Here is a 14,706-nt window from a genome sequence, read left to right as displayed (position 1 = left end):
AACTTCAAAAAAACACGAGCGCGTTTTGAGGGTTGAAGGTCGAACGAGGCGATCGCCCCGGCTTTCTTTCAACCATCCCAAATTCCCAATTTAAGTCTTTTCGGACACTAATAATACGGCAGAATCACTCGTGATGTTCGCCGCCGTGTCCTTCCATCGCTTCACCAATATAGGCTGCCGCCAAAGTGGCAAAGATCAACGCCTGAATCGCACTGGTAAACAATCCCAAAATCATCACCGGAAGGGGGATGAACAAGGGAACGAGCAGCACGAACACTGCCACCACCAGTTCGTCAGCCAAAATGTTTCCAAATAGACGGAAACTCAGGGAAAGTGGCTTGGTAAAATCTTCCAGAATATTGATCGGCAGCAAAATCGGCGTCGGCTCGACATACTTGGCAAAGTAACCCAAGCCTCTCTTGCTCAGTCCCGCATAAAAATACGCTAAGGACGAAAGCAAGGCCAGCGCCACTGTCGTATTGATGTCGCTGGTCGGCGCGGCCAATTCTCCCGCAGGCAGCTCGATGAGCTTCCAAGGAACTAAGGCTCCCGACCAATTAGAAACAAAGATGAACAGAAATAAAGTGCCGATAAATGGCACCCACGGTCGATACTCTTTCTCGCCGATTTGGTTTTTGGCCAGATCCCGGATAAATTCCAGCGCGTATTCCATCAAGTTTTGCATTCCACTCGGAACTCTTTGGACGTTCCGAGTCGCCAAGACGGACACGATCACTAGCAAGGCAATCACGAACCAGGACGTTAAAAACACCTGTCCGTGTACTTTAAGATTGCCTAACTGCCAGTAAAGATGATGACCAACTTCCAACTCCGCGAGAAGACCATAATTTAAGGTGTTAATGACCTCTAGCATGTCCATTCAGGGGTATTCCCCAGAGGGAGTTGAGGTGTACAAGTTGACCTTTACCTATACCTATTTGGAGTCAGGCAGGAGGGTCGTTTGAAGCATGTAGACGAGGAGCGCCGCTTTATAGGTCAAAAATCCCAAAAAAACGGGCAAGAGCTGTAACCGATCCCATTGGGTGGCAATGACTACCAACCCAATAAACAACGCCAGTCGGTTTTGACTCGGACGCCGTTTCTCAGATCCAATTCGCTCCACGTCTTTCGCCAACATTCTCAAGTAAACCACACCTGTGCACGCCCCGATCGCATAATTCAAAGCGACGTCGAGGGAGTAGGCCAGCCATACGGAAATAAACACCACCACGGTAATCCCAACGGTCCACAGCAACAGTTGCTGCTTGAGTTGGTAATACTCTTGCATGGACGTATCCCGCGCCGACTCAGTAGACTCCGAAGAAGGGGTCGGCTCGGCTTCCGGTGTAGTTTCTCGATGGGGATCGGACAAGTTCACGGCTCGTTTAGTTGGCGCCAGATCGTTGACCTGTACGGAACAGGCCAAAACGAATCATATCACGCGGCGGTAACATTACTTAAAAAATACTTCGACCCGAAAGCCGTTTTTTTCAAGTTTTCAATCTGGCTTTTGAGAACGGCGATCGCCCCGGTTAGATTGGCATAAAATTTGCCAACTTTCCCAGCTATTGCTTGACAAATTGCGCTTGTTTTTCCCCTTTCCCTCTCCAACCCGATCGCCGCTCCCCGTCGCCCTAGCTCGCCGCCGCCAACAACACCAACTGACGGCGTTGGAGCGATCGCACCCCCTCGCAATCCAGCTTCACCCGATCGAGAACCTCACCTACCGTCGGCGGCGTCGGCGCCTTGGCACAAGCGCTCATAAATTCGTACTCCGCCTCGGACAAGCGGACGATGTTGTAGTTGTAATCGAACAGCTCTTGAGAGGGCCAACCTTGCAAACAGGGACTCAACTCGACCCGGGCTCGCGCTAAAGCTCCTTCGTCGCTCCAATCGGTCTTGACGAACGGGGGACGGGCGAGGAAAAACTCGTAATGGGTCACTTCCGGATCCAATAACTCGATCAGGCGGTAGCGGTCGCGATCGCCCAACGACCCAGCCCGCTCTAACAACTCCGGCGCCTTACCCAACAAGCGCTCTACACTCCAAAACTCCGGATTGGAAAACCCGACGAACTCCAATCCCGACGCCTCGATCAACTCGAACAGGGTCTCGACGTTGTAGTCAATTTCCTGCGGGTGCAAATACATATCGGCAAAATTAGCATCCCGTCGATTTTCCAAAGACCAGCGTTCCTTCTCCCGCTTCACCAGACGGTTATGCTCCGGGAGCACTTCAAACACCCGGCGACCGAGGGCCACCCCGTCGGTGTAGTCGCCGCGTTTGTCCCCTTGTAACAGGGCGATCGCCTGTTGCATCAGGCGAATTTCCCAACGGCCCAACTCGCCGTAGACAAACACGTGCATGATGCCCCCGGGAGCCAATTTCGGCGACAGGGCGCGAATTCCCGCGATCGGATCCGGTAAGTGGTGCAACACGCCGACGCAGTTAATCAAGTCGAATTCCCCCTCAAGCTGGCCGACATCGTACAAACTGAGGTGATGGAACTCGACGCGATCGCCCCCACCCGAGCGCTGGCAGCGTTCTCGTGCCACCGACAGCGCCCCCGCACTCAGATCGATCCCCGTGACCCGAGCCTCGGGATTGAGATGGACCAAATATTCCGTCCCCACTCCCGTCCCGCAACCCGCATCCAGAATCCGGGCATTCGGGCGATCGGGCTTTCTCCCCGTGCAGAATGCATGAGCCACGGGCCAATTCCAGCGCCAGTTATACCCCGGTGGCGGCTCGTCCAACAAGGCTTCTGGAGGAAACGGATAGGTATCGTAAAGCCGTTGCACGGCTGAGGTAATTTCTTGAGACTCTTGCATCTTTCCCAACTGCCGACGATTGCAAATCCACCCCTCGATTGTCATTAAGATTTACCAAATGACATCGTTAAGGCGATAAACGTAACAAAACTTATCTTTTTTCTCAGATGAGTGCCGGAATCCAATATGATGACGCCGTAACTCAACCGCGAAAATTCTACATACTTTTTAACAATTGTGGGGGGTGATACCGAATCGTTCTAATCTAAAGACTACGCCGATCGAACTCGTAGAGTGAGTTGAGGAAGATTCGCAAAAATCGAGGAAAACGACGGCCCGCCCCGAACTCCCAATCATCGTACCCTAGATTGGAAAGTTCTCCTTGAGTCGGAGCAAGAGCCGCGATTCCCATTTGCATCCTTCCTCATTTGGCCAATCCGCACTAAGCGTCAAGTATAAAGAGGCATCCTCACGCAGATGCCCGAAATGGAGATTCTATTGGGAGCTTTTGAAATCCAATGACTGTAAAGGCAAGTGGTGGAAGCTCAGTTGCGCGTCCGCAACTATATCAAACCGTACCTGTTGCCACGATTTCGCAAGCCGAACAGCAAGACCGCTTCCTCGGCAATAGCGAACTGGGCGAACTGCAAACCTATTTCAAATCCGGTACCAAGCGCCTGGAGATTGCCGAGACGTTAACCAGCAACTCGGAATCGATCGTCTCGCGCGCGGCCAACCGCATTTTCACGGGCGGTTCGCCGATGTCCTTCTTGGAAAAACCCAAAGAACCCGTCACCGCAGTGACGACGGGAAGCGGGATGGACACCCGAGAAGGGATGAAATTGGGAACCGTGACCTACGTCGAAACCAAAACGGGTTTCTTTGAAGGGCTGCGCGGCGTGTTCAGCGCGGGCGGCGGTCCGGCCCCGGCAGGGTTCCAGCCGATTAATATTTCCCGTTACGGTCCGGCGAACATGACCAAGTCCCTGCGGGATTTGAGTTGGTTCCTGCGCTATCTGACCTACGCGATCGTTGCGGGCGATCCGAATATCATCGCCGTCAACGTGCGCGGTCTGCGCGAAATTATCGAAAATGCCTGTTCTTCGGCGGCGACGATCGTGGCGCTGCAAGAGATGAAACAGGCGGGTTTGAGCTATTTCAAACAAGATAACGAAGCTAGAACCGTCGTTGCCGAGTATTTCGACGTCTTAATTTCCGAATTCAAGGCGCCGACCCCCTCGGCCAAGCAACGCCAGCGCCAAAGCATCGACCAACAAGGTTTGGCGCTACCGCAAATTTACTTCAACGCCGCCGAACGCCGTCCCAAATTCGTAATGAAGCCGGGACTGTCGGCGTTGGAAAAAATCGAAGTGGTCAAAGCGGCTTACCGCCAAGTGTTCGAGCGCGATATTACCCGCGCTTACAGTTTGGCGATTTCGGATTTGGAATCCAAGGTCAAAAATGGCGATATCTCCATGAAGGAGTTTATCCGTCGTTTGGGTAAATCGCCGTTGTATCGCCAGCAATTCCACGATCGCTACGTCAACAGCCGCGTGGTTGAATTGGCGTTCCGTCACTTCCTCGGACGCGGGATTAGCAGCCGCGAGGAGTTTAATAAGTATTTCGCGATCGTCTCGGCAGGCGGCTTAAATGCCTTAGTCAATGCCTTGGTCGATTCTCAGGAATACTCGGATTACTTCGGCGAAGAAACGGTACCCTACCTGCGCGGTTTGGGTCAAGAAGCCCAAGAGTGCCGCAACTGGGGTCCGCAAATCGACCTGTTTAATTACAGCGCTCCCTTCCGCAAGGTGCCGCAGTTTATCACCTTGTTTGCGGATTACGTGCGTCCCCTGCCGGACCAACATCCTTACGGCGTGGGCAACGATCCCCTCGAAATCCAGTTCGGGGCGATCTTCCCGAAAGAAACCCGCAATCCGAAAAACCGTCCGGCCCCCTTCGGCAAAGATACCCGTCGCATCCTCATCCATCGCGGAGCCGGGATCGACAACCAGTTGAGCAATCCGCGCGCGCGCGGCAAGGCTCCGGGTTCCCTCGGCGCCAAGGTGTTCAAGTTGGATCAGGTGCCGACGGCGACGGTTCAATACGGTAAGCGCGGTCGTCCGACGGTTCAAGGGGAGAGCGTCCGCTATTCGGAAAGCTCGACTCAGAAGATAATCGCGGCGGCTTACCGTCAGGTGTTCGGTCGGGACGTGTACGACGGTCAGCGCCAGAAGGTAGCCGAAATCAAGCTGGAAAACGGCGAGATTACGCTTCGCGAGTTCGTGCGGATGCTGGCGAAATCCGACGTGTTCCGCAAGTTGTACTGGACTTCGCTGTACGTGTGTAAGGCGATCGAGTACATCCACCGTCGGCTGTTGGGTCGTCCGACCTACGGGCGCCAGGAAATTAATGCCTATTTCGATATTTGCGCTAAGAAAGGCTTCTATGCTTTGGTTGACGCGATTATCGATTCTAAGGAGTACGAGGAGGCGTTCGGGGAAGATACGATTCCTTACGAGCGCTATTTGACTCCGGCGGGTCAGGCCCTACGATCGCTGCGCGTCGGCAGTATCGGCGATCGCAACCTCAAAGTCGAGCCGGAAACCACCCAACGCTTTATCGAGTTGGGTCAAGTCGAGTCGCGCAATGTGGCCGATGTCAAGTCCCGTCTGGCTCAAGGGGTTCGCAAGCGTCGCGAACAGACGAAGGTGTTCAAACTCACCACTCTCGCCGACAAGGTGGCGGTTCAATTGCTCATTCAAGCGGCTTACCGTCAAATCTTCGAGCGCGACCTCAACCCCTATATCATCAAGAACGAGTTCAGCGTCCTGGAAAGCAAACTCAGCAATGGCGAAATTACCGTCAAGGAGTTTGTGGAAGGTTTGGGTTGCTCGAATCTCTACATCAAAGAGTTCTACACCCCTTATCCGAATACGAAGGTGATCGAACTCGGGACCAAGCATTTCTTGGGTCGCGCTCCCCTCAATCAACCGGAAATCCGCAAGTACAACCAGATTTTGGCCTCGCAAGGGATTCGCGGTTTCGTGAGCGCGATGGTCAACAGTATGGAGTACCTGCAGGCGTTTAATGAGGATGTGGTGCCTTACCGCCGCTTCCCGACGCTTCCGGCGGCGAATTTCCCGAATACGGAGAAACTTTACAACCAGCTCACGAAACAAAATCGCGATTTGGTGGTGCCGAGTTTCGAGCCTGTCAAACCCAGTGTGAGCGGTCAGGAGGCGCCGTTAATTTCGGAAACTCGCGCCCGCGAGGTGGTCGAAGTCGGTCGTTCGGTGAATGGAACGGCGGTTCGTCCTCAAGGTTCGGTGGCGGTGGCTCGGATCGAGCGCGTCAGTGCGGATAGTTCGCAAGCGGCGAAAGAACGCGCGATCGCGGCGATTTACCGTCAGGTGATGGATATTTATACGGAAGAGATTCCGGAGCAATTCCGTCGCCCGGATTTAGAGGCACAATTGCTCGGCGGCGAGCTTTCGGTTCGCGCTTTCGTGCGCGCGCTGGCGAGTTCTCCGGCGTATGAGGCGCGTTTCTGCACGCCGTATCCGGCTCCGAAAGCGGCTGAATTGCTCTGCCGTCATTTGTTGGGTCGCACCCCAGCTACGCCGGAAATGGCCCAGTACGAGGAGCTGCTCTCCCGCGAAGGACTGGAAGCGACGGTTACGGCGATCGTCGAGAGTGCGGAGTATGTCCGCTATTTCGGCGAGGAAATGGTGCCTTACAAGCGTTCCTAGTTTGTTGTAGGCGAGGCGATCGCCCTTAATCGATCTTAAGGCGATCGCCTTTTAATCTTGAGGTGTCTTGTCCCCGATTTCCCTGATGGGCGATCGGGGATTTTTATTTTAGATTTTAGATTGGGGATTTGAGATTTTAGAAGGGTTTTTATTGAATAGCGGCGATCGCCTTTTTCAATAGTCAACTCACTTAAGCTATCATTGCCGAGGAAATGGGAATCTACCCAGCGAACTCGGACTGAATCCAGGATCGAATCGGGTTGAACTTGTATTTTTTTATGGTTTTCACTGATTTAGGAGCGCTATTTTTTATTTAAAAAAATATAAAATACATCAATTTTTACAAGATAAAAAAACTTTTAAAAACTATTTTTAAAGTGCATCTTTCATTCAAGATCGGCGATCGCAGGTTTTTCAAAGATCTGGGGTTGGAGTTATCTTGTACTGCTCGTTATCGAGACAGGAACGGCGATCGCCTCTGCCCCGGCGCCAGGTCGAAGGGCGATCGCCCCCAGGGATCCCCACGGGAGATCCCGACAAGGGACTTTCAAGATAATTTTGAAAAAAATTTACAGATTGTAAATTATCCCTTGACAAAAATCCCGAAATCTACAGGATGCGAGAATTGTAAGAAACTTCCTTGAAAATGAGGATTTTTGTTACAAACTATTAAGCGATCGCAGACAGTGTAAAGGTCATGCTGCAAAATATCCGTATTTGCAGGAAGTCGTCAGAGTCTATAGTATTTTTTCGATCGCGTTCCCTATAGAATGACTTGAGGGACGGCTGGGCTGACTCGGCGAGAGAGTTAAACCTCTCAACCGGGTCGATGAAGTAGAAATACTTAAGATTCAAGACCTGGCGACTTGCAAAAACCAGATTGAGCAAACATCTGGACTAAATTCTCTGTTGGAGGAAGTAATTAATGAGTATTGTCACGAAGTCCATCGTGAATGCCGACGCCGAGGCCCGTTACCTCAGCCCCGGTGAGTTAGATCGAATCAAAGCCTTCGTCACCACTGGCGATCGTCGCGTCCGCATCGCCCAAGTTCTGAGCGAATCTCGCGAGCGCATCGTCAAGCAAGCTGGCGACCAACTCTTCCAAAAGCGTCCCGATGTCGTCTCCCCCGGCGGCAACGCTTACGGCGAAGAAATGACCGCGACCTGCCTGCGCGACCTCGACTACTACCTGCGCCTGATCACCTACGGTGTGGTTTCCGGTGATGTCACCCCCATCGAAGAGATCGGAATCGTTGGCGTCCGTGAAATGTACAAATCTCTCGGCACCCCCATCGAAGCCGTCGCCGAAGGCGTTCGCGCCATGAAAAACGTTGCCAGTGGCCTGCTCTCGGCTGAAGATGCTGCTGAAGCTAGCGCCTACTTCGATTACGTGATTGGTGCCATGCAGTAGAGTTTTACTCGCGTAACCTCTTACCCGCGTAAACTCTGATTCGCATCAACACCAAAAATCCACCGACTACGAAGTAAAAGGAATCACAAAACATGCAAGACGCAATTACCGCAGTAATCAACGCCTCTGACGTTCAAGGTAAGTACCTCGACTCCAGCGCCTTAGACAAACTCAAAGGTTACTTCCAAACGGGCGAATTGCGCGTTCGTGCCGCGACCACCATCAGCGCCAACGCCGCGACCATCGTCAAGGAAGCCGTTGCCAAATCCCTGCTGTACTCCGATGTCACCCGTCCCGGTGGCAACATGTACACCACCCGTCGCTATGCGGCTTGCATCCGCGACCTCGACTACTACCTCCGCTACGCCACCTACGCCATGCTGGCTGGCGATCCTTCCATCCTCGACGAGCGCGTGCTCAACGGGCTGAAAGAAACCTACAACTCCTTGGGTGTGCCCATCGGTGCTACCGTCCAAGCCATCCAAGCCATGAAAGAAGTCACCGCCGGATTGGTGGGTGCCGACGCCGGAAAAGAAATGGGCGTTTACTTCGACTACATCTGCTCTGGCTTGAGCTAGATACTGCCCTGACAGCTTTACGATGAGTTCGTAGCGCTGTCTCGCTTATCCTGAAGTCAGGGAAGTCAGGAGTGAGTGCTAGCTCGTCAAAGGCTCGTTCAAGCGACACGATGAGTTTTAACGATCTAGTATTGACTCTCGACTCCCTGGCTTAAATATTGATAGCCTACTTCAGATAATCCATTATTCCCACCTCGAAAGAAGGAGAGAGAAGCCCATGAGAATGTTCAAAGTCACGGCTTGCGTTCCCAGCCAAACTCGGATTCGGACTCAACGAGAATTGCAAAACACCTATTTCACCAAGCTCGTTCCTTATGACAACTGGTTTACCGAGCAACAACGCATCATGAAAATGGGTGGCAAAATCGTTAAAGTCGAATTGGCCACGGGGAAAGCAGGAACGAACACGGGCTTGCTCTAGTTTTAGAGAAAATTTCGGTTAGAAGGCGCCCGAAGCGCTGGAAATCAAACAAAAGGGGTCACTAGGGCCTCTTTTTGTTTTGAATCTTTTGGTGTTGAGAATGGGGGTTGAAAATCCTGAGATCGATCCTGGGATTGGGTGAAACGGCCAATCCATCTCGCTATACTGATGGTGATTCGAGCCACCCCCCTGCCCTGAATGCAACGCTTACTGATTCCCATTTTTGACCCCGCCGTTCGGGAATGGGCCACGGAAGCCCGACTGCTGCGCTGGCTGACCTTTTTATGGTTGTTTGTCGGTTTAGCCGTTCTCGTTTCCGCCTCCTATCCGATGGCCAATGCAGACTTTGGCGACGGCTTCTATTACTTAAAACGACAACTGATTTGGGTTCTTGTCGGTTTAATCGGCTTTAACATTTTGGTCTATTCTCCCTTGCGCTACATCCAAGGGATGGCCGATTGGTTCGTTCTCATTTTACTCACCTTAATTTTATTAACTCTGGTTCCCGGTTTGGGAACGACAGTTAACGGGGCGACGCGCTGGTTAAAAGTCGGACCGATTCCGATTCAGCCGTCAGAATTGATCAAACCATTCTTAATTTTGCAAGCGGCGCGCATTTTCGGTCAGTGGAACCGCCTGCGGTGGGCAACCCGCGCAATTTGGCTGGTGATTTTTGCGCTGATGCTGTTCGGAATTTTGCTACAACCGAACTTGAGTACCACGGCGTTATGTGGGATTAGTCTGTGGGCGATCGCCCTCGCCTCCGGTTTGCGCTTGAAATATCTGGGGATGACTGCCGGAAGCGGGGTTTTACTCGCCATCCTCAGCATGACCTTTCGGGAATACCAACGCCGCCGGGTTTTGGCGTTTCTCAACCCCTGGAAAGATCGTTACGGCGACGGTTACCAGCTCATCCAAAGTTTGCTCGCCGTCGGGTCTGGGGGTTCCACGGGAACCGGGTTCGGTTTGTCACAACAAAAACTGCTCTATTTACCGATTCAATTCACGGATTTTATTTTTGCCGTGTTCGCCGAAGAATTCGGCTTTATCGGCAGTGCTTTATTGCTGTTGATGCTGGTGACTTATGCCACATTAGCGTTAATGGTCGCCTTCAAAGCCCGACAGCGCGTCCATCAACTGGTAGCCATTGGCGTGATGGTGGTGATGGTCGGTCAATCGTTGCTCAATATTGGGGTCGCCACGGGCGCCTTACCGACGACGGGATTGCCGTTCCCCTTATTTAGTTATGGGGGGAGTTCGATGATTGCCAGTTTGATGTGTGCGGGGATGTTAATTCGGGTTGCGAGAGAGAACGCCCAAGCGGAAGTTGTCGCCATTGGCGATCGCCCCTCCCGGCGCCCTCGCCGAAGCCGCAGATCGTCAACTGCATCTAAAATCTAAAATCTAACATCTAAAATCTAACATCTAAAATCCCAATTCCCCTCATCCTGCGCGATTTAACGCAGCCACGATCGCCTGTTGTCCGATAGTTCCATAAAGACCATTCAACGTTTCCATCAATGCGCGACCCGCCGCACTCGGTTGTAAGGGAATTGGACCTAAAACCTCTAACACGGTTTCGCTACTCGGGGACGGCGCAATCACGACTAGACTCGAATCTAAAGCGTCCTCGTAATCCCAAAACTGCTTTAAATTCACCCTCGTTTGACGGGCCATATTTGGGGACTTTTGCACCGCAGCATCGGAGCGATCGCCCGTTTCCGATTCCCGAGTATCAATTTCTCTTTGTTGGCGCAAAGCGGCGAGAATTTGTTCCTTCGTTCTGCCGCGCAATTGCAATAAAATAAACGGATCTTCGCTAAAGCGATCGCCCAACAAATAATAAACGGCTGCAATATGTTTGCACGGATTCGCTTTATCCGGACAACTACAGCGCGATCGCACTTCATCTAACGTAAACGGAAATAAACGCAACCCATTCGCAGCAAACACTTCTTCAATATTTTTCGGCATTTCTCCCGCCAGTAATTTTGCCGAAAAAATAGCGCGCTGGGACAGCGTTTCGATCGCGTATCCCCACTCTTCATCGGTAAGCGGATCCAGCCATAACGAAACTTGATAGGGTTCCGGTTCGGTTCCTTGAACGCGGGCGATCGCCTTTCCTTCTTGAAACTCAATGCTTAAAACATTCCCCTGTCTGGCATAATTGCGGGCGCGTTCCAAGCGCTTTTTAAAGCGGTAAGAATTAATCAATTCTAGCCACTGTTGCAACCACCATTCAGTTTCATTCGTTAATTCTTCTTTATTCATGATTCGTTCGACTTCATTGGATAACTCAGGAGTACCGAAGCGGACAACAATTATGCTTGCAATTCGGAATAACTTAGTCCTCCTCTTCTTCCATGACCGCATTGCGATCGAGAACTAATAAGTTTCTCAATCCATCGGTATCGAGCTCGGTCAGCCACTGTTCGCCCGCGCCGACGACTTGTTCCGCCAATGCTTTTTTACTTTCAATTAAATCGTGTATTTTTTCTTCTAAAGTTCCACTACAAACGAACTTGTGAACTTGCACGTTACGTTTTTGACCGATACGAAATACCCGGTCTGTAGCTTGATTTTCTACCGCAGGATTCCACCAGCGATCGAAATGAAAAACGTGATTGGCGCGGGTTAAATTGAGTCCGACTCCTCCAGCTTTTAAAGATAAAATCATAATCGGCGGCCCTTGGGGGTCGTGTTGGAAGCGATCGACCATTTCTTCCCGTTGTTGCTTGCGGGTAGACCCGTACAGAAATAAGATCTCGCGATTGAATTTTGCTTGTAAATAGGGTTGTAACAGTTTTCCCCATTCAGCAAATTGGGTAAAGATTAAAGCGCGATCGCCTTCCGATAAAACTTCATCGATCATCTCTTCTAGACGTTTCAATTTGCCAGAAGACTGTCCCAATTCTTCGACCATTTCTTGAGACTTATTGCTTTTAGCCTTACCCTTTTTACCCTTGCCGTCAATTAAAACAGGATGGTTGCACAATTGTTTTAATTTAACCAACAACGCCAAAATAATTCCCCGCCGTTGAATCCCGTCGGATGCTTCAATTTTAGCGAGAGATTCATCGACTATTTTCTGATACAGTTTAGCCTGTTGTGTCGAGAGTCCGCAAAAGACGGGCATCTCTTGTTTTTCGGGGAGGTCTTGAATAATATCTTTGTCAGTTTTTAAGCGACGTAAGATAAAAGGACGGACGAGCGATCGCAAGGTTTGGAGAGAGTCAGTATCGCCATATTTCTCGATTGGAATGGCAAAACGACGCTGAAAAAAGGCTTTTGCCCCCAAATACCCGGGATTGAGAAAATCCATAATTGACCAGAGTTCTTGCAGGCGATTTTCTACGGGGGTTCCGGTTAAGCCAACGCGAAAAGGTTGGCTAGAAGCTTCGGCAATTTCCCGCACCGCTTTCGACTGTTTGGCGTCGGGATTTTTAATATTTTGGGCTTCGTCTAAAATCACCCCTTGCCACGCGATCGCCTTGAGGTCTTTTTCATCGCGATAGATCAGAGGATAGCTAGTAATGACGATATCGCAGTTTTTGACAGTTTTCGCCAGATTTTTACCTTTCGGGCGCTTGTCGCCGTGATGGACGCAAGTGCTTAAATCCGGTGCAAATCGTTTGACTTCTCGTTCCCAGTTTCCTAATACCGAAGTGGGACAGACGAGTAACACCGGATGTTCGAGTTCTCGTTCTTGTTTGAGATATTGGAGAAAGGCGATCGTTTCGATGGTTTTTCCCAATCCCATATCGTCGGCGAGACAAGCGCCCAACCCCCACTGTTGCAAGAAGCGCAACCAACCGACTCCTCGGGCTTGGTAGGGTCGCAATTGACCTTTAAAATTATCGGGGGCGTCGATTTCTTCTAAGGTGCGATTGTCCGTTAAAGTATTGAGTAATTCTTCGAGTTGTCCGCTCGATTCAAAGTTGACGACGGGAAGTTGTTCGATGGTTTGGGTGTCGCCTGTGGACAGGCGTAGGGCATCTTCTAAAGAGAGTGAAAGTTTATCTTTGCGGGCTTTAAAGAAGGTTTGGGCGGCGCGGATGTCGCGATCGCGCAATTCGACCCATTCCCCATGAATTTCGACTAAGGGCGAATCTAAAGCCACTAATTTCTCGAATTCGGCTTTAGAAATTCGCTGACCGCCGATGGTTAATTCCCATTTAAAATTAAGTAAACTCTGCAATCCCAAACTTCCCGTTTTGGTTTTGGGTTTTTCGGCGCGAACGGCCAAACCGAGACGACTGGCCCAACCGTTTTCGTGACTCAAATTCGGCGGTAAAATGACGCCTAAACCGTTTTCTTGGAGGCGCCACGCCACGGATTTAATAAACTGGTAAGCTTCGATCGCGGTGAGGGAACAGGATTCCGGGCGCGGACCGTCTAAACTCGGTTCGAGATGGGGGTAGAGGCGACAGGCTAACCCCAATCCGGCGAGGAGGGTTTCTTGGGGATGAACGATCGCCCGTCCGTCTTCGATTAATTGTTCCACAGGTCGATCCCAGACTGCACTCGCATCGACGGTCCACTCCGGTTCGTCCGCCGCTTGCAGTCCATATTTCAACTGCCAAGTTTTGGCGGGTGGGGTCGGCGGTTCTAAGGTGAAACAGGCGCGAAATTCTTGTTCGGTTCCTAAATGATGCTTGACTGGGGCGATCCAGGTTTCTAAAACTCGTTCGAGTTGTTGGATGGCGTCGGGTTCGGCGGCGACGGTCGGGGTGGAATCGCACAAAGCGTGCAACCATTCGCGGACGGGGGAAGCGAGGGGCGCTAAGCTGGCGGGGTCGCTTCCTTGGCGGATCTGGCGATCGAGGATTTGCTGCAAGCAGTGGCGCAGTAAGGGGCGCGGTTCTTGGGGAAAGTCTACGGCGAGGACGGAATCGGGGCGCTGGCCCTGGTAAGTCCGACAGGCGAGGGGCATTTGGCGGGCAAAGTGGTTGAGGCGATCGCGATCGCGGTTACTGTCGAGGAGGGGTAGCCATTGGGAGATCGCCTTCCCTTCGAGTTGACGGTCGAGACCGGGTAAGAATTTGCAGCGTGCGAGTAAATCCCACACCCAACGCGCCACGTGGGACCAAAAGCGCAAATCGGCGCCTAAAAAGGAGTTGTCGGTGGCGACGGTACCCAGGGGGAGGGCGGATAAAAATTGCATCGCTTCGGTCGGGGTGAGGCATAACCCTTCTACGAACCAGGGATGGAGGAGGAGGGCGTCGCTGTCGGCGACGGCGGCGGAGTGAACGGGAATCGGTTTGCCGTGGTCGTCGTAATGGCTGGGTAGGGCGATCGCTCGCCATTGCCAGGGAGAATCGTTGTTTTTAGGGTTTTTTGTCGTTTTTGCCTTTTTGGCCGTGTTTCTGCCCCGTTTAGCCGCTTCTGGGAGGCTCCAATGCAGGCGATCGCCCTGATGTAATTCATCCAACCAGGCGCTCAATTCGTCGGCAGTCATGGCTAAAGGATGGGGGGCGATCGTCGTGGCTTCGTCGTTGTCGCCCTCGTCAACGCGACGCCAGGTTTCTCCCCACAGGAACAAGTCTCCCCCGCGATCGGTAGCGGTGGTTGAGGGATTTTGTAACCAACTTCCGTGTAAAATCGCCATGCCTTTTAACTCTCTCGAAACCTACTTAGAATACACACCTGCATCAGAATTGAACCGATCGCGAATGACTATTTGAAACAGAGTCAAGTTTGAATAAAATTAAGAAAAATCCGGTGAATCCCGCGATCGCTCGCCGCGACGGTCAGAGGTTCTTGTCAGCTCTTCCCG

10 protein-coding genes are annotated in these 14,706 nt (G+C 51.8%); 5 read left to right on the top strand and 5 right to left on the bottom strand.

Annotated elements, in window-relative coordinates:
- Positions 1–124: 124 nt before the first annotated feature.
- From atpB to JJD41_RS09925, 3 genes are all read right to left on the bottom strand, one after another.
- The gene (gene atpB, locus JJD41_RS09935) at positions 125–880 is read right to left on the bottom strand and encodes a F0F1 ATP synthase subunit A (protein ID WP_168569731.1); all 756 of its coding nucleotides are present in this window, start codon (positions 878–880) and stop codon (positions 125–127) included.
- 54 nt (positions 881–934) lie between these two features.
- The gene (locus tag JJD41_RS09930; RefSeq protein ID WP_370583779.1) at positions 935–1,378 is read right to left on the bottom strand and encodes an ATP synthase subunit I; all 444 of its coding nucleotides are present in this window, start codon (positions 1,376–1,378) and stop codon (positions 935–937) included.
- Positions 1,379–1,634: 256 nt separating this feature from the next.
- Positions 1,635–2,831, bottom strand: coding sequence for a class I SAM-dependent methyltransferase (locus tag JJD41_RS09925; RefSeq protein ID WP_200665773.1), 1,197 nt, complete (start codon positions 2,829–2,831; stop codon positions 1,635–1,637).
- Positions 2,832–3,289: 458 nt separating this feature from the next.
- Here JJD41_RS09925 and JJD41_RS09920 point away from each other — a divergent pair, with 458 nt between their 5' ends.
- The 5 genes from JJD41_RS09920 to JJD41_RS09900 all read left to right on the top strand — a co-directional run bounded on the left by JJD41_RS09920 (position 3,290) and on the right by JJD41_RS09900 (position 10,331).
- On the top strand, positions 3,290–6,520 hold the full coding sequence (locus JJD41_RS09920; protein ID WP_200665772.1) for a phycobilisome rod-core linker polypeptide: 3,231 nt from the start codon (positions 3,290–3,292) through the stop codon (positions 6,518–6,520).
- Positions 6,521–7,445: 925 nt separating this feature from the next.
- Positions 7,446–7,931 (top strand): allophycocyanin subunit alpha, encoded by a 486-nt coding sequence (gene apcA / locus JJD41_RS09915; RefSeq protein ID WP_168569728.1) that lies wholly within the window; start codon positions 7,446–7,448, stop codon positions 7,929–7,931.
- A 92-nt stretch (positions 7,932–8,023) separates the two neighbouring features.
- Positions 8,024–8,509, top strand: coding sequence for an allophycocyanin subunit beta (gene apcB, locus JJD41_RS09910; protein ID WP_168569727.1), 486 nt, complete (start codon positions 8,024–8,026; stop codon positions 8,507–8,509).
- A gap of 217 nt (positions 8,510–8,726) precedes the next feature.
- A complete protein-coding gene (locus JJD41_RS09905; protein WP_168569726.1) occupies positions 8,727–8,930 on the top strand; it encodes a phycobilisome linker polypeptide in 204 nt (67 codons plus the stop codon).
- Positions 8,931–9,128: 198 nt separating this feature from the next.
- The gene (locus JJD41_RS09900) at positions 9,129–10,331 is read left to right on the top strand and encodes an FtsW/RodA/SpoVE family cell cycle protein (protein WP_200665771.1); all 1,203 of its coding nucleotides are present in this window, start codon (positions 9,129–9,131) and stop codon (positions 10,329–10,331) included.
- A gap of 42 nt (positions 10,332–10,373) precedes the next feature.
- On the opposite strand, the gene JJD41_RS09895 is transcribed toward JJD41_RS09900, so the two are convergent.
- Positions 10,374–11,201, bottom strand: coding sequence for an SWIM zinc finger family protein (locus JJD41_RS09895; RefSeq protein ID WP_200665770.1), 828 nt, complete (start codon positions 11,199–11,201; stop codon positions 10,374–10,376).
- Between the two features lie 73 nt (positions 11,202–11,274).
- Positions 11,275–14,538: a DEAD/DEAH box helicase gene (locus tag JJD41_RS09890; protein WP_200665769.1), complete on the bottom strand. Its 3,264-nt coding sequence runs from the start codon at positions 14,536–14,538 to the stop codon at positions 11,275–11,277.
- Positions 14,539–14,706: the final 168 nt, after the last annotated feature.

It is taken from the genome of Oxynema mangrovii CENA135 (genome assembly GCF_016632315.1).
Lineage (GTDB): Bacteria > Cyanobacteriota > Cyanobacteriia > Cyanobacteriales > Laspinemataceae > Oxynema > Oxynema aestuarii.
Note: the sequence above shows the minus strand (reverse complement) of the source record. Positions and strands in the feature narration are given on the sequence as shown.